Source organism: Halobacillus litoralis, assembly GCF_009856445.1.
Classification (GTDB): Bacteria; Bacillota; Bacilli; order Bacillales; family Halobacillaceae; genus Halobacillus; species Halobacillus litoralis.
Genome location: NZ_WMFA01000002.1, coordinates 1,017,416 through 1,038,528 on the forward strand (window position 1 = coordinate 1,017,416; position 21,113 = coordinate 1,038,528).

Below are 21,113 nucleotides of genomic sequence, written 5' to 3' on the forward strand. Positions count from 1 at the left end.
CTTCTACAAGAATGATACCATGAACCAATTCTCATATGAATATCCAATCCAAAACACCCTAAAATTCCTCTGTTCCCCTTCATAACACTCGCTGATGTGAAATAAAAAAACGAACCGCCCACGGAGTGTGGTCGGTTCGCTTTTCAACCTAAATAGAAATTTTTATTTAATGATGTTGTGGATCAATGTTGGTTTTTCGACTTTTTCACCAGAAATCATGTACGCTTCTTTCACTTTCTGGATCGAGTCGTTCGGCTGCTCGTCATCACTGATCAATACGACCAGAGCTTCGCCTGCTTTGACAGGATCGCCGATTTTCTTCTTCAGACTGATTCCTACGCCGTGATTGATTTCATCCTCTTTCGTCGCACGACCGGCGCCAAGATACATGGCGGCTATGCCGATGGATTCTGCGTCGATCGCAGATACGTAGCCATCCTGATCCGCCGTGACTTCAATTTCATGAGCCGCTCTAGGTAGACGATCAAGATCATCAATCATAGAAACGTCTCCACCCTGGGCCTCAATGAGCGTACGAAGGGACTGGAAGGCTTTTCCGTTTTCGATATTCGCTTCGATGGCTTTATACGCTTCTTCATAAGAAGAGAACTTTTCAGCAAGAACAGCCATATGTGAAGCGATTTCAAGAGAAAGCAGACGCAAGTCTTCGACGTTCTTCCCTTGAAGGATTTCCGCTGCTTCTTTAATTTCATTGGCATTTCCGACCTCATAACCAAGCGGCTGATTCATGTCACTAATGACAGCTACGGTGTTACGTCCCAGGTTGTTTCCGATATTCACCATCTCACGAGCAAGTGCTTCAGAGTCTTCAAGCGTTTTCATGAAGGCGCCAGAACCTGTTTTCACATCAAGTACAATACTGTCTGCTCCGGACGCAATCTTTTTACTCATGATGGAACCAGCGATCAATGGCAAGGAGTTTACGGTACCCGTTACGTCTCTAAGTGCATAAAGCTTTTTATCTGCAGGTGCAAGGTTTCCGGTTTGGCCTGCTACCGCAAGTTTATGAGTATTGACATTCTCGATGAACTTTTCTTTCGTCATCTCGATCTCAAGACCTTTGATGGACTCTAATTTATCAAGTGTTCCGCCTGTATGTCCAAGTCCACGACCTGACATTTTCGCTACAGGGATGCCGACAGAAGCGACCAATGGTCCTACGATGAATGTTACTTTATCGCCAACGCCGCCTGTGGAGTGCTTATCGACTTTCTTCCCTTCAATCGCTGAGAGGTCGATGGTTTCACCTGAGTCAACCATTGCTTGAGTCAACGTCGCTGTTTCTTCAGCAGTCATCCCCTGAAAATAAATCGCCATCGTAAAGGCAGAGGCCTGGTAATCAGGAATCTCCCCTTTTGTGTAACCTTCAACGAAGAATTCGATTTCTTCCTTAGTCAATTCCCCGCCATCACGTTTTTTTACTATAATGTCATACATTCTCATCTCGATCACCCTTTACTTAAGTTTAAGAGAGAAAGCGTCCCGCGAGACGCTCCCCTATTTATGCTGGCAATGTTTTTAGCAGCTCTTTAACAAATCCAAGGAAGTCTTCACGCACTTGAGCTGTCGTTTCGATGACTTCATCATGTGTAAGCGGCTGGTCCAGAATTCCTGCGGCCATATTAGAAATACAAGAGATCCCAAGTACTCGGATGCCTGCATGGTTCGCGACCATCACTTCTGGGACCGTGGACATTCCGACGGCATCTCCACCGAGTGTACGAAGCATACGTACTTCTGCACCTGTCTCATAGGCAGGTCCTGTGTTCCCGACATAAACCCCTTCCTGCACCTGAAGGTCCAAACGCTCGGCAGACTGTTTCGCGTGATCGATCAAAGCACGATCATACGCTTCAGACATGTCCGGGAAACGTGGTCCAAGCTCCTCATCATTCGGTCCGATCAGCGGGCTGTCTCCCATATTGTTGATATGGTCGGTAATGATCATCAAGTTGCCCGGCTTGAAGGTTTCATTGATGCCGCCCGCAGCGTTTGTAACGAATAGAGTTTCTACACCCAGCGCTTTCATGACGCGGACCGGGAATGTCACCTGTTTCATATCATAGCCTTCATAATAGTGGAAACGCCCCTGCATCGCGATCACTTGTCGCCCTTCCAATTCACCAACGACCAGCTGCCCTTTATGGCCGGAAACCGTTGATTCAGGGAAGTGAGGTATTTCCGTATAGGGAATGGTTGTTGGATTTTGAATCTCCTCGGCAAGTACGCCGAGACCTGATCCTAGAATCAGTCCAACACTTGGTTCATGCGTTAATTTTCCTTGGATAAATTGAGCTGCTTCTTTCACTTGTGTTTGGTTCATGATTGTTTCTCCTCCCTTATTGAATATCTTTCAAAAAGCTTTTGCCGTGTTCAGGCATTTGAATTGAGAAGTTTTCAGAAACGGTCGCACCGATATCCGCAAACGTTTGACGCTGATCCAATTCCTGTCCTTCTTTTATGCCATTATGATAGACAATCAATGGAACAAGTTCCCGTGTGTGATCTGTTCCGTGATGCACAGGATCATTCCCGTGGTCTGCTGTGATGATCAATAAATCGTCATCGTTCATTTTTTCCAACACTTCTGGCAGACGCGCGTCGTATTCCTGTAAGGCTTCCCCGTACCCTTGAGGGTCACGGCGGTGACCGAATTTCGCATCGAAATCGACAAGGTTCAAGAAGCTCATACCGGTAAAGTCTTTATCCAGTGAATTCACCAATTGGTCCATGCCATCCATGTTGTCTTTCGTACGGATGGCTTCTGTTACGCCTTCTCCGTCATAGATATCAGAAATTTTCCCGATGGCGACCACATCGAGTCCTTCATCAGCCATCTCGTTCATCACTGTGCGTCCGAATGGCTTCAACGCATAATCATGACGATTGGATGTACGTTCAAAAGCTCCCGGCTCCCCGATGAATGGGCGGGCAATGACACGTCCGACCATATATTTCTCATCCTTTGTGATTTCACGGCAGAACTCACAGATTTCATAAAGCTCTTCCGGTGGAATCACATCTTCATGGGCAGCAATCTGCAGAACAGAATCGGCAGACGTGTAAATGATCAAGTCTCCCGTTTCCATATGATGCTCTCCAAGTTCCTTAAGGATTTCCGTCCCTGATGCCGGCTTATTTCCGACAATGCCGCGGCCGGTCTTTTCTTTAATCTGATCCAGCAGCTCATCGGGAAAACCGTCCGGGAATGTACGGAAAGGCTGGTCAATATATAGACCCATGATTTCCCAGTGGCCGGTCATCGTATCCTTTCCGTTCGACGCTTCCACCATCGTTGTATAGTGCGCTTTCGGATGGTCAGCCTTATCAATGCCCTGAATCTGGCGAATGTTGCTGAGTCCGAGCGATCCCATATGCGGCATGTCCAAGCCCTTCATATGTTCGGCAATGTGCCCGAGGGTGTCAGCCCCTTTGTCATCGAATTTTTCCGCATCCGGAGCCTCACCTATTCCTACAGAGTCCATAACTACTAAAAATACACGTTTGAATGAATTCATCAAAGATCCCTCCTAATGTTTAATTTCCCAAATTCGTGAAAAACTACCCTACATTCTTAAGATGTAGGATGTCAGACAACTTAAAACACAAAAGAGTTTATGCCCGTGGATGATACGAGCGATAAACATCTTTCAACCTTGTCTTGGAGACATGGGTATAAATTTGAGTTGTTGAGATGTCTGCATGTCCAAGCATTTCCTGGACAGCCCTGAGATCGGCTCCATTTTCAAGAAGATGTGTAGCAAATGAATGGCGCAGGGTATGAGGGGTCAACTCTTTATTGACACCCATTTCCCGAGCAACCGCTTTCAATATCTTCCAAAAACCCTGCCGTGATAGGGCATTCCCGTGATGATTCACGAAAAGCTCTTCGGTCTGTTTTTGCTTGACGAGTGCCTCGCGACCGACTTGCAAATAATTTTCAACCGCATCTTTGGCCATGTCACCAAGAGGAATGATTCTCTCTTTTGACCCTTTTCCAAGACAACGGACAAAGCCCATCGTCAAATGCAGATCCGTCACTTTAAGAGAAACAAGCTCTGTTACTCTCAGTCCAGTAGCATACAGCATTTCAAACATCGCTTTATTCCTCGCTGAAAGCGGGTCTTTGGCATGAATGTTCAAAAGCTTGTCCACATCGTCTGAAGAGAGCACTTTCGGAAGCTTCCTTTCTTTCTTCGGAGTTTCTATATGTAAGCTCGGATCCTGCTCTGTCACCTTCTCCCGGATCAGAAACTGGTGAAAAAGACGAATGGATGACAACAACCGGGCAATGGTTGCGGATGAACGCCCCTGGTCATTGAGGTGATGCAAGTACTTCATAATATGCGAACGGGTCATTTCATCCCAACTTTTCACGCCTAATTCCTGCTGCAGGAAGCGATCGTACTGAGAAAGGTCCCGCTTGTAAGACTGAATCGTGTTAGGTGATAACCCGCGCTCTACGGTCAAATAATGAAAAAAATCTTCCAGCGCATGCTGCATCTTCCATCTACTCTCCTAACCGAAAAAATATCGACAGCCGATCCGTCCATGGTTGTTCCAGGGGTTGATAGACTTTGATGGCCGTACCACCTGGCGGATCGTATCGATGCTGGCGCTCGTATTCTTCATGTACCATTCGTAAGGCCATATAAAAAACACATGTACAAACGGTGAATACAATCAGGACTTTAATCAAATCTCTTAAACTGTGCTTTAAACGAGTCATGGCACTCCCCTCACTTCCGTACCTTTTTGTAAAGGATATGCCTAAATTCCTTACAAATATACGTAGAATGATGAGAGAAATGGATGACGAAGCGCTTTAAAAAACAGCACAAGCCCCATCTAGGTTTAACGTACACGATTTTCGTTCATTTGTAAATAAAAATACAAGAGTCAGAGATTTTAGAAAACGTATACATAGAACCAGCCTGGACCGTCCTTCCTCCACGCTTCCCCCTGGATGTTTCAAAACGCGCAAAATAAAAAGCCACTATGTCCTTCATAGCGGCGGTCTTTTCATTCTTCGTTTGATTTTGCAGATGAGGTCGTAACAGCCTGTTTCTGGCACACACGACAAATGCCATGGAACGTCAAGCGGTGATCTTTCACTTCAAAACCCCACTGACTTTCAACGATTTTTTCTACATCCCCTAAGAGATCTTCATCGATTTCTTCCACTGATCCACACTCAATACATACGAGATGATGGTGAAAGTGTTCGGCACCTTCTTTTCTCAAGTCATATCGGGAGACGCCATCTCCAAAATTAATTTTATCGACAACTTTTAGTTCTGATAGTAATTCTAATGTTCGATAGACGGTTGCTAGACCAATTTCTGGTGCTTTCTCTTTTACGAGGAGGTAAACATCTTCCGCACTTAAGTGGTCTTCTTCATTTTCCAAAAGTACCCGTACTGTGGCTTCACGCTGCGGGGTCAGCTTATAACTCTGGGAATGCAGCTGTTTTTTTATTTTATCTATACGATGTTCCATATCGTTCGTCCCTCCCTCGTAATACCAATTTCATTATAATCAGAGACAGAACGAGTGTCAAATTATAATTATTTTAATCTGTTAACGATAATCATTATTATTTAATATGATTTACTTGTAAATCCATTTCAACACATATTCCAAAAATGTGTTGCTTAGAAAGACTTCTACGACCGAAGAAACCATAAGAATCGCAATCAACGCTCCGAACAGCGCACTATATCTTACAAAGCCCTTCATAATCGGCTGGTGAACCCGGCGGATGAAAAGCTGCTTACATAGAGTCAGTGAAAAAATCAAAGCAAGGGAACCGGCGATCAGATAGACAGGAATAATAATGACATTTTGGGGGGCGATGGAAACGGAAGAAATCAACAATCCGTACCAGCCCATCTGATTGACCAGGAAACCGACGGAAAACCCGATGACCAATCCTTTCAGGAAGAGCAACACCGTAATGATCGGCATCCCGATGACAGAGATCCCAAGCAAAAATAAGAGAAGCATATACTTGAGATGGTAAAGAACGCTGTCTTTCCACAGGGTAGCTTTTCCGGTTCCCCCTATCATCGTCTGCTGCTCAAAAAACTGCTTCAGATAAAAGAAGAGATCCTGCTTTTGGACAAAGTTCATACTGTTTACGATCACAGCCCCGAAAATCATCCCCATAATAAATAGAACGAAAATAAACACGAAAATGTTCATATGTGTTTGAACGTCGTTTTTAACCATTCGCATACCCTGCTGCATCTTTTCTCCACCTTTCTCTTCACCGGTCTATGACCAATCTATGAGAGAGATGGAAAAAGTAGACCACATCCAGCTCAGTTTCTATTGAATTCTTCCATATCGTCCTCCACCACCAGCCTCAATGGTAAGTGTACCGTTCCTCATGGCCATGATCCGCTCAGCCACTTGTTCTGGAATGACTGTCTTCAAGTCTTCCCTTGATACTTCATGGATAATTGCCATCTCGGTACCAAAAGCATCGATTAACTTTTCATAGGTACGCGTTCCTACTCCAGGGAGAGATGATAGAGGCACTTGATAGATATAGGGGGGTCTTTCTTTCATTTGGGTGCTAGATTTCAACTCCTCCACACGATCCTTGACGCCTTTGACGATTTTTTTGGATCCACACTGTTCACACCGGGATGCAGAAACTTCTACAGAGAAAAGACATTCAGCACAAACCGTCTGGTGGTATTTTCCCATGGCTGGACTCATCCCGTAATTCGTGAGGACTTTTCTTCCCTCTCTCTTGTGTAGAGCCATCCGTAATTCTTCAAAGTTCAATGCCTTCAATGCCATCCGCTGATACTCCCGGGCAAGCTTTCCTAAAGAATGAGCATCCGAGTTGGTCACATAGGTATACGGTTCAAGTTCACCAATCCCATCAGCCATCTCTGTGTCAGCGCTCAATCCAAGTTCAATGGCATCGATTTTGTCTGGATCCAGAACTTCTCTTAAGGTTTGTTTCACTCCTTTTCCATAAAGGCTTTTAAATGGAGTGAAAACATGGGCCGGAATGAAGATTCCTTCCTGTTCTTTCACGTATTGCTGGAGTTCGCGGGCCGTACCGTAAAAACGTTGGGAGCTTAAGTTCACGTTCTTCATTTTCATTGAAAGCCATGCAGTGAATGCCTTCATCCGGTCCAATGTCGGAAAATAAGAAAGCACATGGATAGGGCCGGAGCAGGCCGCATCATAGACTTCAATTTCAGAGCCCAAAAGGAGGACCGTATCCTGATAACGAACCCCTCCTTCTTTTAATTCCACGGCCTGCCCACGATCGATCAGATCCTGCATTTCTTCCTGAACAGCAGGTGCTTGCGCATCAATGACCCCAACCATATCCAGCCCTTTTCGATTCGTCGCTTCTTCAAAGATGTTCGAGAGGGTCAGCGATTTTGAGCCGGTAATTTTCACAGGCTTTCCGTTCCAGTCCCTTCCGATATGAATATGTAAATCGACGAAAAACGTATCCATCATCTCGCATTTCTCAATTTCATATATAAGATGGCATAGGCCGTCTTCGCGTCATGGATCCGCTCTTCTTTTTCCAAAGCTTCCGCTTCCTCCACCGTCAGTTCCATTTGTTCGACGAACTCATCCTCATCTCCGTCCGGCTGCTGCTCCATCGGTTTGATTTGGTCCGTGAAATAAAGGTGGACAATTTCATCAGCAAATCCTGGGGATGTGTAGAAAGAGGTAATGAACTCAAGGTCATCGGATGTGTACCCCGTTTCCTCTTCCAATTCCCTGAGGGCGCATGTTTTCGGTTCTTCCCCCGGTTCAAGCTTGCCTGCAGGAATTTCAATAATGCTTTTTTCCATCGGTTTCCTGTACTGTTCGACACAGACAAGCTTCCCTTCATCTGTCACGGCAATGACAGCGACAGCACCTGGGTGACGGATCAGTTCTCGTTTAGATGTATTCCCATCGGGTAAAGTAACACTGTCGACATCCAATTGAACAATTTTCCCTTTATAAATCGTTTCGGTTTCATATGTTTTCTCTTCGAATTTCTTCAAAACATTCATCCTCTCTTGTTCCTATCGTTATTTTATCACAGGAGTGGCATGGAACCGGAACAATCCGCTACACTTAAAATGGAAAGGATGATTATATGAACAAACGTCAATTAGGATCTTCCGATTTATATGTATCAGAAATCAGTTTAGGGTGCATGTCGCTCGGAACCGATCATAACAAAGCCAAAGACATCATCGACCGGACCGTCGATGCGGGAATCAATTACTTAGACACGGCCGATTTATACGATTTTGGGGAAAATGAAAAAATCGTAGGAGAAGCGGTCAAAGGAAAAAGAGACGACCTGTTGATCGGCACGAAGGTCGGCAACAATTTCAATGCTGATGAGAAAGACTGGCACTGGGACCCGTCCAAGAAGCACATTAAAGAAGGGGTGAAAGACAGTCTGAAACGACTGGGAATCGATTATATCGATCTTTACCAGCTTCATGGGGGAACCATCGATGATCCAATAGAAGAAAGCATTGAAGCATTTGAAGACCTTAAACAAGAAGGTTTGATCAGAGAATACGGGATATCTTCCATCCGCCCGAATGTCATTAAAGAATACGTAGAAAAATCGAACATCGTCAGTGTAATGATGCAGTACAATGCTCTTGATCGACGTCCGGAAGAAGAAATTCTACAGCTCCTGGCAGATAATGAAATTAGTGTCCTGGCAAGAGGACCGCTGGCAAAAGGGATGTTATCTTCAAAAGGACTGGAAAAAGCTGAAGAAAAAGCAGCCGATGGATTTTTAGAATACAGCCAGGAAGAAGTATTGGAAATTGCGAAGCAATGGCAGTCGTTCACTACTGATGAGAAAACGGCTGAAACACTAGCGCTTCAATATGTCCTGCAAAATCCTACGGTCGCGACCGCCGTCTTTGGAGCAAGCTCCGCAGAACAACTGAGGGATAACCTGCGTTACCTTGACGCTCCACCGTTGACGGAGCAGACTTATAAGGAAATGCAAGCTCTGACAAAAGCCATCACCTATCAAAAACATAGAGCCTAATATAGATGAAATGAAACGAAAAGACGAGGATGCCCTACGCAAAGGCACCCTCGTCTTTTTTTCATTGGAAGCTCAAGTCAGCTATGGTCTTTCCATGTCTCCTTAAGTACACGAAGCCAATTTTTATAGGCAATCTTCTCAATGTCTTCCCTGCTCAATCCTTCTTTTTTCAATAGCTCAAGGATTTTCGGAACACCCGTCACATCTTTAAGAGCGGAAGGTATCCGAGTACCATCAAAATCTGAACCCAAAGCGACGTGGTCCATTCCGATACGATCGATTATATAATGGATATGTTTCGTAATGTCAGACAAAGAAGCTCCCTCGTTATTCCCACCATCTTCTGTCACCATATTAGGATTGATACTATAGGTGACTCCGACCAATCCCTTCGAATCCCCGATCGCATCGATTTGTTTGTCAGTCAGGTTCCTGGTGACTGGACATATTTGGTGAGCATTGGAATGAGTCGCTACAAGCGGAGCATCACTGATGGAGGCGACGTCCCAAAATCCTTTTTCATTCAAGTGGGAGAGATCGATCATAATCCCTAATCGGTTACACTCGCGGATCAGGTTTTTCCCGGCATCGGTAAGACCTGGCCCTGTATCTGGAGAAGAAGGGAAACGATACGGAACACCCTCTCCAAATGCATTCGCTCTGCTCCATACAGGACCGACGGAACGCAGGCCAGCTTCATAGAAGACAGAGAGTGCATGCAAGTCTTCATCGATTCCCTCTGCCCCCTCGATATGTAAAATGCCGGCCATGTATTCTCCTGCGATCGCCCTTTCTAAATCCCCGATGGTACGTGCTGCTTTAAATTTCCCACCGGATTCTGCTTCCATTTTTAAGAAGCGGGCCATCATTTTATGGGTGTACATGCAAGCATAGGGATAAGACAACGGTCTCGGAAATGGTTTTTCGTAACCCTTCTCGGTTTTGTAGGCGACAGGAAGTGGATCCGTGTCAGGGTTCGGACAAAATACAGCGTAGAAGCCTGCGGCCATTCCAGAACGATTCCCCTTTGGCCAGTCGATATGTCCTTCTTTCGTACCTGTAAAAAAGGGTTTCACTCCATCTTCAAAGTTCATCATCGTATCATTATGTCCATCTATGAATGGCACCTTCATCTACTTCTCCTCCTTTAAAATCATCATTTTGCTCCTCCCAATTTCGGAAGACGTAATTTCGAGATAATAAGGTTTCGTTTACCTAATTGAGAAACAGGGGTGGTTGGGAAGCCGCTCGCTTTCCTGCGGGGATGACGGAGAGCCTCCTCGAGCTCCGATCTGTGGGGGCTCTCCAGCCCATCCATTCCCGCGGGAGGCTCCTAGCTTCCCAATCACCCCATTCCGTATAAATAGAGAAACGAACCTTATACCAAGAAAGAGGATTTGCCTGTCTTCCATCCCAATTGGAAAAAGAGATAAAACGCTTTATATATAGCCTTCAAATCCAAAAGATCGACAGAAGTCTATATTTTTCAAGTTTCGCTGTAAGCAAAACATATGATTTCAGAAGTTGTTTCGAGAATACTTTTTTAAGGGGCGGAGGGGAATGGGGAGACTCCCGCGGAAAGCGACTCATTCCCCTCCGCCCCACACACTCCCTGACCATCTCGAAACTGAGCCTTCAACAATCCTGCAATAATTTGAATATCGAATTTTGACAATGCACCATGCGTCGGGAATAGGAGTTGTCGTCCGTCTTGAGGATGATGAAGATTTTTCCAAAGTCTATTACACTAATACTATCAAAACCATAGGAGGAATCATATGAAGAACACGGTTATGAAACAATGGGATTTGGAGCGTCTTTTTCCTGACGGGCTGGAAGATGTCCTGCTCAGAAAGAATGAACAAACGGAAGCTCTTCGTGAGCAGTTAGAGAAATCACAAGTTCCTGATAACTTTAAAGATTTCCTGGTGATAGTCGAGGAAATGCAAAAGCTTTACTCCGACGTTTTTTCCATCGATGAATACGCAATCTGCCTATCCTCTCAAAATATGCAGGATCGCAATGGACACGAACTCATGGATCGAAGTCAACGATTAAAAGCAAAGATGGAAACTCTGATGCTCGCATTCAACCAGTATATCGCAGCAATCAGCGAACCTACTTGGAATGAGTGGCTACAAGCTGAGGAACTGGCTGAAGTCCGCACTTCTTTAATGGAACGTAGAAAACAAGTGAAAGACCGATTAGCGCCTCAATTGGAACAGGCCATCCATACGTTATCCTTGAACGGATTCGAAGGATGGGAAGACCTATTCGAGCACGAATTCGCGAATCTCCGTGTACCTGCGGAAGAAGATGGTGAAAGAACGGAACTTTCTTTTGATATGGCTTTCATGAAGGCGATGTTATCCAAGGATCGTTCTGTCAGGTCTAGCATAGCTGCGTCCCTCATTGAGGTCTGCCAACAGAATCAGGATCGTTTCGCCCTTATTTTTAACCACTTCTCCGGTTTCCGGAATGACTTATATGAGCTGAGAGGCTGGCACAACCCTCTGAAAGAAATGTATGAGCAGAACAGAATTCCGGAAGCCGCTGTCAGTACCATGATGAAAGCTCTGCATGAGCATAAGGATCTTTTGTATCGATTCTTAAAAAGAAAAGCCCAGATCGAGAACATCACAAAACCGGACTGGTATGATTTATATGCACCTTCTTTCACCGCTAAGACAACACTTACATATGAAAAAGCAACGGACATTGTGGTCAAGCAATTTTCTCAATACAGCCGGAAACTCGGAGACTTCGCCAAACAAGCTTTCCATGATGGCTGGGTAGATGCTGAGCCTCACGAAAACAAACGTCACGGTGCCTTTTGTGCCTCGTTTCCCCATGCAAAAGAAAGCCGGGTGCTCCTTTCCTTCCAAGGAACCTATCAGGATGTCGTGACCCTGGCGCATGAACTTGGACATGCTTATCACAATACATTGCTGCATGAACAACCCGGATTTGCCCAGAGTGCAGGAACAGGGCTTGCGGAAACAGCCTCCACGTTCGCAGAGAACCTCGTTTTGGACGCTGCTATTGATCTTGCTGATACAGAAGAAGATGCCCTTTCCCTGCTGGAAATGAAAATTATCAACGGACTGAAATACACCACGTACATCCCGGCAAAATTTGAATTTGAAAAGAATTTTTATGAGAAGCGGAAACAAGGAAAGCTTTCCTCATCGGAGATCACCGGGTTGATGGAAGCAAAAGAGCGGGAATGGTTCGGAGATCATCTGGAGCATGTGAATGCTTATAACTGGATGAGTATCCCTCACTTTTATGATACTGAAAAAGCGTTTTATAACCTTCCCTACACGATCGGCTATCTGTTCAGTAATGGCATATACGCCCAGTATAAAGAAACGCCTGCGTCATTTCCTGAGAAGTACGATGAGCTCTTAAGTCACTCGGGAGATCTGCCGATGGATGAACTTTGTTCAGGCTTTCTTGGTCAAGATCTGACAAAGCAGGAATTTTGGAACGCGTCTTTCCGGCCATTGCAGGAGGCCATAGAAGAATACATCAGGAGAACAGAAAGCTATCTATCGTAAAAGGGTGTTCCACTAACATTTAAGATGCATACTGTAATAAAAACGGAAAGTCACCGATAAAAGGGTAAAACGTATGGATAAATGAACAAAACCCACCGATAAGAGTGCACAGAATGACAGAGGCAGTTCAATATTCTAATGAAAACATAGATAAAGAAGCGGCCCAGGTGCAAACGCCACCGGCCGCTTCTTTAATTCTATAGGATTATCATCATGAAACAGGTTATTATTCTTATAGTTTTATTTTTTGTTTCTTCGAACGGATCATTGCACGGATCTGTCCGCGATGGCTGATTTCATCTTCCATGACGTGGAACCATAAGTAATAGGGATTGTACTTCACTCCGTTCGGCCAGGAACGTTCCTCAAACAGCCAATCATCGTCTTTTTCTTTCAAGTATTCAAGTGTCATATCTCTCGTCGTCTCGAGGAGATCCAAATAATCATCCACCGGTATAGAATGGAATTTTGCGCGGGCCTTGTCCCCCAGTTCAAGTGCCGCTCCCCATTCTTCTTCATCAGCCGTTAAATCACGGTTTTCAAAACTGATGATCTGATGGACAAACTCAATCGCTGCCATATGGGAGAGAAGCATACCAATGGAGTTTCCACCGGTTTCGCACTCATCAAGTTCTTCCTGCGTGAGGTCCGCTACTTCCTGGATCGTCACCGCACGTACGTGTTCAAGCATACATACGAGTTCCCCGATCTTTTCAGAAAAACCTTTTTCTGATTGAACTTGATAAGAAATCATAAAAACTTCCTCCTCTTCTTTTTTACATATTTTCAGGTATTGAGCCCGAATTCCTTATATTTTTACAGGCTCATTATACATATTCGACACCTTTATGCCTGAACCTTCTTCAAAACGTTGACGCCCTCGAATATTGTAGATATTTTTGTTGTTTAATCTTGATGAAATGACGGTATATGCTAAGTATGAACAAAGCGGTGATGTCTGTTCGTCAAAAATATGCTGGCCCCATTAAATTCTGAGGAGGAAACTAAAGATGAACATCAAAGTGGGCATTTGGAACAAGTTGACAAACCAGGACAAGATGATTCTATTAAAAGCCGTAAGCCAACATTCTCTTACAAAAAAATCAGCGTAACTATACACAGCCTTCCACGATACTCTCTTCATCCCATCGCCATACTTTCCAACACATCCCGGAAGCAGCCTCTATATTCTTCTGACAAAACCTGCGCAGGCAGGTTTTTTGTCGTTCTCTTCTTTTGTCAATTTCACGTAAAGTTGTTTTCCTTTCTTCCTTCTCCTGCATAAACCCTTTTTTCTGCGAATAGATAAGTACCGAAGGACAAGGTCGCAGCGCTTTTTGCTTAAAGGGGGAACGGAAGATGAAAGTGGCCATTTTCACAGATACGTATGTACCACAAGTCAATGGAGTCGCTCGTACATTAAAACGGTGGACGGGATACCTCGAACAGAAACGCATCCCCTACAGGGTTTATGCGCCTGACTTAAAAAGTAAAGAAGAGTACGCCGATCACATCCATAGATTTAACAGCGTCCCTTTCTGGCTTTACCCGGAATGCCGTCTGGCTCTCCCTAATTTGATGAAAATCAAAAGAGACCTTGAAGCATTCCAACCGCACCTGATTCATATCGCCACTCCCTTCAACCTGGGCCTCGCCGGGCTGCATCTTGGCAAGAAGATGGACATTCCACTCGTGGGTTCTTATCATACGCACTTCGATCAATATTTAGACTATTACAAATTGTCTTTCCTCTCCCCTTTTGTCTGGAAATATATGCAGTGGTTTCATCAGTCCTTCAAAAAAACCTTTGTTCCTTCCCTTCATACGAAAAAAGAATTGGAGCGGCAAGGGCTCGATAATCTCGGACTGTGGCAGAGGGGTGTGGACCATCAGCTCTATTCTCCCATTTATAAGAGTGAGGATGTGAGAAAACATTTCTCGATCGACGCGCCCATTCTATTAACCTATGTCGGACGACTCGCACCTGAGAAGGGGCTGGACACCCTCATGAAAGTGGCCAAAAACCTCCCTCATAGAATGAATGAAAACATTCACTGGCTCATTGTGGGCGACGGACCTTTAAGAAATCATCTTCACTCCATCGCTCCTGAAAACATGACGTTCACAGGTTTTCAGGATGGAGAGATGCTTGCTCGCATCTATGCAACTTCTACGCTATTCGTTTTCCCTTCAGCTACTGAGACGTTCGGTAATGTCGTCCTCGAATCCCTATCCTCCGGAACACCTGTGGTGGCAGCGAATGCCGGTGGTGTAAAAGAAATCGTAAGCCATGGAAATACAGGGGTGTTATGCATCCCAAATGATATCCATTCGTTCACTCAAGGAATCACGGAACTACTATCAGACCCGGAACGACTGGATACTATGAGGAAACAGGCGCGGCAGGAAGCCTTAGGCAGGTCATGGGATGAAATCTTTGAACAACTACTCAACGATTACAAAGATGTGATTGGCGAAATGAAGCTCGCCTCTTTCGCTTAGAGACAGGAGAAGATGAATATGAGAAAAATCGCGGTTATCGGCACAGGATACGTCGGTCTGGTCACAGGAACCTGTCTTGCGAGTCTGGGTCATGAAGTCACCTGTGTGGATATTGATGAAAAAAGAATATCCACTCTCCAAGATGGAACGTGCCCTATCCACGAGCCCGGTCTCTCTTCTTTGATGCAATCCAACCTTAACGAAAAGCGGCTGCAATTCACTTCTAAACTAAGAAAAGCTGTCCAGCATGCAGAAGCCATTTTCATTGCCGTCGGCACCCCGGAAAATAATGACGGGTCGGCTGACCTTTCTTATGTAAAGACCGCTGTCAAAGACCTCTCACTTTCTATCAACGACGAGACGATTGTCGTCATTAAAAGTACGGTCCCCCCTGGAACCAATGACAAAGTCCGTTCCTGGATGCACTTCCATGCTGGGCGGAGGTTCCGAGTCGTAACGAATCCAGAATTTTTGAGAGAAGGATCGGCTCTCCATGATTTCTTTTATGGGGACCGTATCGTCATCGGCTCTAAAGAAACAAAAGCTGCACAATTCCTTGAAGACCTTTACAGCAGCATGAAAACACCCCGACTGCATACGGATCCCTTAAGTGCGGAAATGATCAAATATGCGTCCAATGCTTTTTTAGCTGCAAAAATCAGCTTCATCAATGAAATATCTTCAATCTGCGAAGAGTTAGGAGCAGACATCGAGCAAGTAGCCCAGGGGATGGGGATGGACCGGCGCATAGGGGAACAATTCCTCCGGGCAGGAATCGGATTCGGAGGGTCCTGTTTTCCTAAAGACACGAAAGCTCTCGTCCAGGTCGCCAAAGAAACCGGACATTCCTTCAAGCTTCTGTCTACAGTCATGGATGTGAACGAAAGGCAGAAGAATCTCCTGATTGAAAAAGCTTTAAAACGTTATGGCAGCTTAAAAGGTAAGACTGTAGCGGTCCTTGGCCTTTCTTTTAAACCGAATACCGATGATATTCGTGAATCTCCCGCTCTTTCGATCATTCAACATCTTCAGGAACTGGGGGCCGTCCCCATCGCTTATGATCCTGTGGTCAGGAGCATCCCCTTCTGTCCTGTCGTTGATAGCATCCATGAGGTTTTAACAGGGGCTGATTTTGCGATGATCTGTACAGAGTGGCCTTCTATTAGTGACTTATCTTTGGAAGTGTACGAAAACACAATGAAGGAAGCCGTCATATTTGATGGGCGTAATTGCTATACACGGGAAGACCTCGAAGGGAGAAACATTGAGTACCATTCCGTAGGACGTCCTTCATATAAAGGAACCCGGTCAAACAAGCCGTCCTCCAGGCTTTAAGCTTTGTTGTGCCCTACTCTTGAATCTTCTGTCTCCTTGCCTGTTTATAAAAAAGTAGAACCACGATGCATCATCCATGCATCGTGGTTCTACTTTTTCCGATTGACAGGATGATGGAAAAGGATCAAACATTCTATCCATCCTAATAAGATTAAAAAACAACCATCTAGTTTACATAATATAAAACAAGTAAACTGAGTTGGATGAGTTGTCCTCCGATCCCGCCGAGGAGTATAATGGTATATTAGTTGATTCATAGGAGGACGACATTATGACATCCAAAGGTACCAATAAAGTGCTGATGGCTGCACTTTTACTCGCTGGTTCCTTTATTACGATATTAAACCAGACGCTTATGATCACAGCCATTCCTCCCATTATGGATGAAATGAATGTGACAGCGAACTCAGCCCAGTGGCTGACCACTGTATTCATGCTTGTGAACGGTGTGATGATCCCTGTCAGTGCTTTCCTTATCGAACGGTTCACGACGAGGCAGCTTTTCATATCGGCTATGAGTGTATTTGCCTTCGGAACCATCCTTGGGGGACTCGCCTTAAATTTCCCCCTCCTTCTTTTGGGAAGAGTCGTTCAGTCTGCAGGTGCAGGTGTGATGCTTCCTTTGATGCAGACCGTCTTTCTCATGATTTTTCCCGTTCATAAACGCGGGGCGGCTATGGGATACATTGGACTTGTCATTTCATTCGCACCAGCCATCGGACCTGCGCTCAGCGGCTACATTACCTCCGCTTATACGTGGAGATATTTGTTCTGGATGATCTTGCCTTTGGCTATTTTAATCATTGTTCTCGCTTACTTCATTCTGAAAAATGTAACCGAACTTTCTTATCCTAAGGTCGATCCGGTTTCTATCATCCTTTCTTCCGTAGGTTTCGGGGGGCTCTTATACGGTTTCACACTTGCTGGGAACCAGGGGTGGACGAGCATCGACACGGTTACTGTTTTGACCATCGGCGCTGTAACTTTGACCTTGTTCATCCTGAGACAGCTGCGGATGCACCATCCCATGCTTGAATTTCGCGTCTTCAAGTACCCTGTCTTTGCTATTACGACCGTCATTGCGATGATTACATTCCTGGGTTTGATTGGTGCAGAAACTTTGATTCCTTTATTTATGCAGGACATGCGTGAATTCTCTGCCTTCGAATCGGGACTCGCCCTGCTGCCGGGAGCGGTCATTACCGCACTCATGTCACCAATTACGGGCCGTATTTTTGATAAGATAGGCGCGCGTCTCCTTGCTGTGGTGGGACTCACGATCATCACAGGGGCTACCCTTGCTTTCTCTTTCTTAAATATCGAAACGACCTTTACAACGATCACCGTGTTATACGCGATCCGGATGTTCGGGTTATCGATGGTCATGATGCCTGTGACCACGGCTGGATTAAATCAGTTGCCTAAAAAACTCATTCCGCACGGCGCGGCCATGAGCAACACGATGCGTATGGTCGCAGCTTCTGTCGGTACAGCGATTCTTGTCACGGTGATGACGACAACCGCTCAAACCGCCGAGAGCAATCCGTCGATCGATCATCCATCGATATACGGAGTGAATATCGCATTCTTCATCGTCACCGCTTTATCCCTTGCCGGATTGGTTCTGGCTTTCTTCGTGAAGCGGACCTATCCACCAGATGAAGAGCAAGTCGATGAAACCGGAGAAAACCAATATCAAAACGCTGAAAGCCAATAATTCGCGTAGATTTTTGAATACCATCACTTTTGACAGGTACAAATCTTTTTAAAAAAAGCCATGAAAAAGTTCCCTTCATCATTTAATGAGGGAACTTTTTTGTGTTATTTGAATAAATGATCCGCTGTATAATTGGAAAAATCAAGTTCCGTGTCTGCCTCTACTAAATACTTCGCAAGCTCAGCTCCAATATAAGGTCCACTTGTCAGACCAGAGGCTCCTAAACCATTCGCCACCACAACGTTCTCAAGACCAGGAACTTTCCCAATGACTGGGGTTGAGCCAGGGGTGAACGGCCGGAATCCGACCTTTGTTTGGACATAAGTAGCATCTGCAAGTCCAGGAGCTACTCGAAGGGCCTTATCCATCAATTGATGAACAGAACCTGCCGTGACTCGGGTGTCAGACGCCTTTTCTTTCGTTGCACCAATGACCACCCGTCCTTTACCGAACGAGAGGATATAGTGGTTGAAAGGCGGCAGCATTACAGGCCAATTCCCTGTATCGAAGTCTTTCATATCCACATGGACAATCTGTGCTTTTTCAAAAGTGACGTTTGGTCTCATTCCCAACGGCTCAAACAACGGCTTCGTCCAAGCCCCGTTCGCGACCACAACCCGATCAGAAAAGATTTTTTCCCCATTCACATATACGCCTTCAACACGCTTGTTTTCATAAAGGAAGGTAGCCTCTCCACTTATAAAGGCTGCTCCTTTTTTTCTGGCCGCCCTTAATAGGGAAGAGGTCACTTCCGCTCCGTTCACGCGGGCCCCCCCTGAAATATGAAGCGCTCGATAGTGTTCAGCTACGGGTGGAAATATCTCTTTCGTTTCTTTCGGGGAAAGGCAGGAGATCTCCCCCATTTCCGGTGCCTGCTCTTTCCTTTCGAGAGCCACCTTCCGTTTCTTTTCCAGCTTTTCTTCTGTATCGAAAATATTGATCGCTCCCACCTGCTTGTAGCCGGTTTGCGTTTCACCTGCCTCCGCAAGTTTTTCCATCAAGGAAGGATAATACTTCGCCCCGCCTGTAACGAGAGGATACCACACTTGATTGCTTCGATTCGTTAGCCACGGGCAAACGATTCCCGCCGCATTCCGCGTCGCCTGTTCCGGATCATTCCGGTCAATGACAACCACTTCTTCTCCTTTTTCAGCGAGATGGTAAGCTGTCGACGCTCCTAATATTCCTGCTCCAATAATGATTGTTTTCATTGTTACACCTTCAATCCCTGTCATTTCACCTGTTAATATTGTACATGAACAAAAGGACAGGGTACAGAAAACAACGACTTACCGGCTTCCCATTTCTTTTTTTGAGAGACGGAGTTTAAGGCCATGCTTCATGCGCAGTGTCACTAATGGCTCGACCACCACAGGAAAAGCCTCTGAAGAAGGGGCAAACTTGAATGATCGAATGAGAGACGAGAGAATGACAAGCATTTCGAGCATAGCGAAGTGCTGCCCGATACATACGCGGGGCCCACCACCAAAAGGCAAATATAAATAATCAGGTCCTCCAAGAAGACGTCCGTCCTCAAAGCGTTCAGGAAGGAATTCCTCTGGATAATCGACATACTTCCTGTGCCGATGCATCAGATAAGGACTCACCATAACGGTCGCTCCTTTTTTGATGAACGTGGACCCAATGTTCACATCTTCCCTGGCCCGCCGGCCAAATACCCAGGCAGGAGGATACAGGCGCATGCTTTCGAGAATCACTTTTTTTGTGTACAAAAGGTTCCCTGTTTCCTCCACGGACGGCGTATCACTGGAAAGGACTTGTTCGATTTCACTTTCCACTTTTTGATAACAATCGGGATGCTCCATGAGTAAATGGAGCGTCCATGTCAGCGCTGAGGCTGTCGTTTCATGGCCGGCAAGAAAAACCGTCATCACTTCATCACGGAGTTGTTGAGGACTCATTCTATGACCTTCTTTATCTTCTGCTTCCTTCATGACATGGAGAAGGTGCTCTTCACTTCCCTGATCTTCATGGATGATGGAATAGACGACCTCGTCCAACTTTTCCACCGCGTCGTCGAACAATCGATTGCGGACCGTTTTCCATGATCGGGGCGATTTGAAGACACTGCGAATTCTCTGGGAGGCGATTTCCATAGCGGTATCCAGCTGCTGCCCAACCTGATCATGGTGTGCTTTCACCTCTGTACCGAACATGGTCTCGGTGATCACTTGAAGGGTGAGACTTCTAATATCTTCAGAAATCAACCGTTCTTCCTCTTTCCAAAGAGACGTATGCTCCGTAACGACTCGCCCCATCGTTTCACAGTAGCGCTGAATATGCTTCGGGGTAAAGAAAGGCTGGATTTTTCTGCGCTGCTGTCGATGAAGATTCCCTTCACTCAATAGAAGCCCTTTACCAAGTAGAGGTTCCAACTCCTGAAAAGGTTTGGATTTGTAAAAAAAGTCCGCTTTTCTTACGAGTACTTCCTGAATCAAAGCCGGATGCATCAACATGAAAACCGGCCTGTGAGCAAACCTGAACCTTGTTACCGGCTTCTGTGTCTCTTCCATCTCCATGAGAAAGGCGAGTGGATCCTTTTTGAATGCCGGTAATTGCCCGAGCGGTGAACGACTCTTCCATTTCTGCATAACGTACCCCCTTCTACCTTCTATTAGAGGGTACTAGAGTGCATCACATTTTATTCATTCGTTTAAGTAACAAGGAAACATCCCGTATGGATTTTAAAAAATATGGTCAAAGCTTATTCCGACTTCTTCCTATAATTACAGTAAGTAATCCTGTCCCCTTTATATAGATACAGCCACCTTCTTTGCAACAGCTTGCGTCACTTAAAGATCGTTTCGAGCACCTTTCATTTGTTTGGTGGTTGGGAGACTTCTATGAGAATGGTTTGCGGCACCTTACAAATAAAGAGCTTCCTTAAAAGGGGTGGGGCGGGGAT

18 protein-coding genes are annotated in these 21,113 nt (G+C 45.4%); 5 read left to right on the forward strand and 13 right to left on the reverse strand.

The features are described from left to right. Positions 1–162 precede the first annotated feature (162 nt). The 9 genes from GLW00_RS10430 to GLW00_RS10470 all read right to left on the reverse strand — a co-directional run bounded on the left by GLW00_RS10430 (position 163) and on the right by GLW00_RS10470 (position 8,054). The gene (locus GLW00_RS10430) at positions 163–1,464 is read right to left on the reverse strand and encodes a pyrimidine-nucleoside phosphorylase (RefSeq protein WP_160913680.1); all 1,302 of its coding nucleotides are present in this window, start codon (positions 1,462–1,464) and stop codon (positions 163–165) included. 58 nt (positions 1,465–1,522) lie between these two features. After that, positions 1,523–2,344, reverse strand: coding sequence for a purine-nucleoside phosphorylase (locus GLW00_RS10435; protein ID WP_160913682.1), 822 nt, complete (start codon positions 2,342–2,344; stop codon positions 1,523–1,525). Positions 2,345–2,360: 16 nt separating this feature from the next. Next, positions 2,361–3,539 (reverse strand): phosphopentomutase, encoded by a 1,179-nt coding sequence (gene deoB, locus GLW00_RS10440; protein ID WP_160913684.1) that lies wholly within the window; start codon positions 3,537–3,539, stop codon positions 2,361–2,363. A gap of 97 nt (positions 3,540–3,636) precedes the next feature. Continuing rightward, on the reverse strand, positions 3,637–4,524 hold the full coding sequence (gene xerD, locus GLW00_RS10445; RefSeq protein ID WP_160913686.1) for a site-specific tyrosine recombinase XerD: 888 nt from the start codon (positions 4,522–4,524) through the stop codon (positions 3,637–3,639). Between the two features lie 7 nt (positions 4,525–4,531). Beyond that, positions 4,532–4,750 (reverse strand): DUF4227 family protein, encoded by a 219-nt coding sequence (locus GLW00_RS10450; protein WP_160913688.1) that lies wholly within the window; start codon positions 4,748–4,750, stop codon positions 4,532–4,534. A 293-nt stretch (positions 4,751–5,043) separates the two neighbouring features. Next, positions 5,044–5,520, reverse strand: coding sequence for a ferric iron uptake transcriptional regulator (gene fur / locus GLW00_RS10455; RefSeq protein ID WP_160913690.1), 477 nt, complete (start codon positions 5,518–5,520; stop codon positions 5,044–5,046). A 111-nt stretch (positions 5,521–5,631) separates the two neighbouring features. Continuing rightward, the gene (gene spoIIM, locus GLW00_RS10460) at positions 5,632–6,270 is read right to left on the reverse strand and encodes a stage II sporulation protein M (RefSeq protein ID WP_160913692.1); all 639 of its coding nucleotides are present in this window, start codon (positions 6,268–6,270) and stop codon (positions 5,632–5,634) included. 81 nt (positions 6,271–6,351) lie between these two features. Beyond that, entirely contained in the window at positions 6,352–7,512 is a 1,161-nt protein-coding gene (locus tag GLW00_RS10465) for an endonuclease Q family protein (RefSeq protein ID WP_335808459.1), read from the reverse strand. Beyond that, positions 7,509–8,054 (reverse strand): NUDIX hydrolase, encoded by a 546-nt coding sequence (locus tag GLW00_RS10470; RefSeq protein ID WP_160913694.1) that lies wholly within the window; start codon positions 8,052–8,054, stop codon positions 7,509–7,511. Before GLW00_RS10470 ends, GLW00_RS10465 begins: the two co-directional genes overlap by 4 nt. Positions 8,055–8,149: 95 nt before the next feature. On the opposite strand from GLW00_RS10470, the gene GLW00_RS10475 reads away from it, so the two are divergent. Further along, on the forward strand, positions 8,150–9,073 hold the full coding sequence (locus GLW00_RS10475; protein ID WP_160913696.1) for an aldo/keto reductase: 924 nt from the start codon (positions 8,150–8,152) through the stop codon (positions 9,071–9,073). A 77-nt stretch (positions 9,074–9,150) separates the two neighbouring features. On the opposite strand, the gene GLW00_RS10480 is transcribed toward GLW00_RS10475, so the two are convergent. Further along, positions 9,151–10,206: a dipeptidase gene (locus GLW00_RS10480; RefSeq protein ID WP_160913698.1), complete on the reverse strand. Its 1,056-nt coding sequence runs from the start codon at positions 10,204–10,206 to the stop codon at positions 9,151–9,153. Positions 10,207–10,851: 645 nt separating this feature from the next. Here GLW00_RS10480 and GLW00_RS10485 point away from each other — a divergent pair. Then, positions 10,852–12,633 carry a M3 family oligoendopeptidase gene (locus GLW00_RS10485; protein WP_160913700.1) on the forward strand — a complete coding sequence of 594 codons (1,782 nt, stop codon included), beginning with the start codon at positions 10,852–10,854 and terminating at the stop codon, positions 12,631–12,633. 232 nt (positions 12,634–12,865) lie between these two features. On the opposite strand, the gene GLW00_RS10490 is transcribed toward GLW00_RS10485, so the two are convergent. Continuing rightward, positions 12,866–13,387 (reverse strand): DinB family protein, encoded by a 522-nt coding sequence (locus GLW00_RS10490; protein WP_160913702.1) that lies wholly within the window; start codon positions 13,385–13,387, stop codon positions 12,866–12,868. Between the two features lie 605 nt (positions 13,388–13,992). On the opposite strand from GLW00_RS10490, the gene GLW00_RS10495 reads away from it, so the two are divergent. The 3 genes from GLW00_RS10495 (at position 13,993) to GLW00_RS10505 (ending at position 18,187) form a co-directional block, all read left to right on the forward strand. Further along, positions 13,993–15,135: a glycosyltransferase family 4 protein gene (locus tag GLW00_RS10495; RefSeq protein ID WP_160913704.1), complete on the forward strand. Its 1,143-nt coding sequence runs from the start codon at positions 13,993–13,995 to the stop codon at positions 15,133–15,135. Between the two features lie 18 nt (positions 15,136–15,153). Continuing rightward, entirely contained in the window at positions 15,154–16,470 is a 1,317-nt protein-coding gene (locus GLW00_RS10500; protein WP_160913706.1) for a UDP-glucose dehydrogenase family protein, read from the forward strand. A gap of 271 nt (positions 16,471–16,741) precedes the next feature. After that, positions 16,742–18,187: a DHA2 family efflux MFS transporter permease subunit gene (locus GLW00_RS10505; protein WP_160913708.1), complete on the forward strand. Its 1,446-nt coding sequence runs from the start codon at positions 16,742–16,744 to the stop codon at positions 18,185–18,187. Positions 18,188–18,291: 104 nt separating this feature from the next. Here GLW00_RS10505 and GLW00_RS10510 read toward each other — a convergent pair whose 3' ends face one another. Together GLW00_RS10510 and GLW00_RS10515 are read right to left on the reverse strand one after the other, a co-directional pair. Next, positions 18,292–19,398: an NAD(P)/FAD-dependent oxidoreductase gene (locus tag GLW00_RS10510; protein WP_160913710.1), complete on the reverse strand. Its 1,107-nt coding sequence runs from the start codon at positions 19,396–19,398 to the stop codon at positions 18,292–18,294. Between the two features lie 78 nt (positions 19,399–19,476). Beyond that, a complete protein-coding gene (locus GLW00_RS10515; RefSeq protein WP_160913712.1) occupies positions 19,477–20,799 on the reverse strand; it encodes a cytochrome P450 in 1,323 nt (440 codons plus the stop codon). Positions 20,800–21,113 lie beyond the last annotated feature (314 nt).

Bases quoted from the DNA above. Each gene is read 5' to 3' on its own strand.
- GLW00_RS10430 (WP_160913680.1), bottom strand. From the start codon at position 1,464: ATGAGAATGTATGACATTATAGTAAAAAAACGTGATGGCGGGGAATTG.
- GLW00_RS10435 (WP_160913682.1), bottom strand. From the start codon at position 2,344: ATGAACCAAACACAAGTGAAAGAAGCAGCTCAATTTATCCAAGGAAAA.
- deoB (WP_160913684.1), bottom strand. From the start codon at position 3,539: ATGAATTCATTCAAACGTGTATTTTTAGTAGTTATGGACTCTGTAGGA.
- xerD (WP_160913686.1), bottom strand. From the start codon at position 4,524: ATGCAGCATGCGCTGGAAGATTTTTTTCATTATTTGACCGTAGAGCGC.
- GLW00_RS10450 (WP_160913688.1), bottom strand. From the start codon at position 4,750: ATGACTCGTTTAAAGCACAGTTTAAGAGATTTGATTAAAGTCCTGATT.
- fur (WP_160913690.1), bottom strand. From the start codon at position 5,520: ATGGAACATCGTATAGATAAAATAAAAAAACAGCTGCATTCCCAGAGT.
- spoIIM (WP_160913692.1), bottom strand. From the start codon at position 6,270: ATGCAGCAGGGTATGCGAATGGTTAAAAACGACGTTCAAACACATATG.
- GLW00_RS10465 (WP_335808459.1), bottom strand. From the start codon at position 7,512: ATGATGGATACGTTTTTCGTCGATTTACATATTCATATCGGAAGGGAC.
- GLW00_RS10475 (WP_160913696.1), top strand. From the start codon at position 8,150: ATGAACAAACGTCAATTAGGATCTTCCGATTTATATGTATCAGAAATC.
- GLW00_RS10480 (WP_160913698.1), bottom strand. From the start codon at position 10,206: ATGAAGGTGCCATTCATAGATGGACATAATGATACGATGATGAACTTT.
- GLW00_RS10485 (WP_160913700.1), top strand. From the start codon at position 10,852: ATGAAGAACACGGTTATGAAACAATGGGATTTGGAGCGTCTTTTTCCT.
- GLW00_RS10490 (WP_160913702.1), bottom strand. From the start codon at position 13,387: ATGATTTCTTATCAAGTTCAATCAGAAAAAGGTTTTTCTGAAAAGATC.
- GLW00_RS10495 (WP_160913704.1), top strand. From the start codon at position 13,993: ATGAAAGTGGCCATTTTCACAGATACGTATGTACCACAAGTCAATGGA.
- GLW00_RS10500 (WP_160913706.1), top strand. From the start codon at position 15,154: ATGAGAAAAATCGCGGTTATCGGCACAGGATACGTCGGTCTGGTCACA.
- GLW00_RS10505 (WP_160913708.1), top strand. From the start codon at position 16,742: ATGACATCCAAAGGTACCAATAAAGTGCTGATGGCTGCACTTTTACTC.
- GLW00_RS10510 (WP_160913710.1), bottom strand. From the start codon at position 19,398: ATGAAAACAATCATTATTGGAGCAGGAATATTAGGAGCGTCGACAGCT.
- GLW00_RS10515 (WP_160913712.1), bottom strand. From the start codon at position 20,799: ATGCAGAAATGGAAGAGTCGTTCACCGCTCGGGCAATTACCGGCATTC.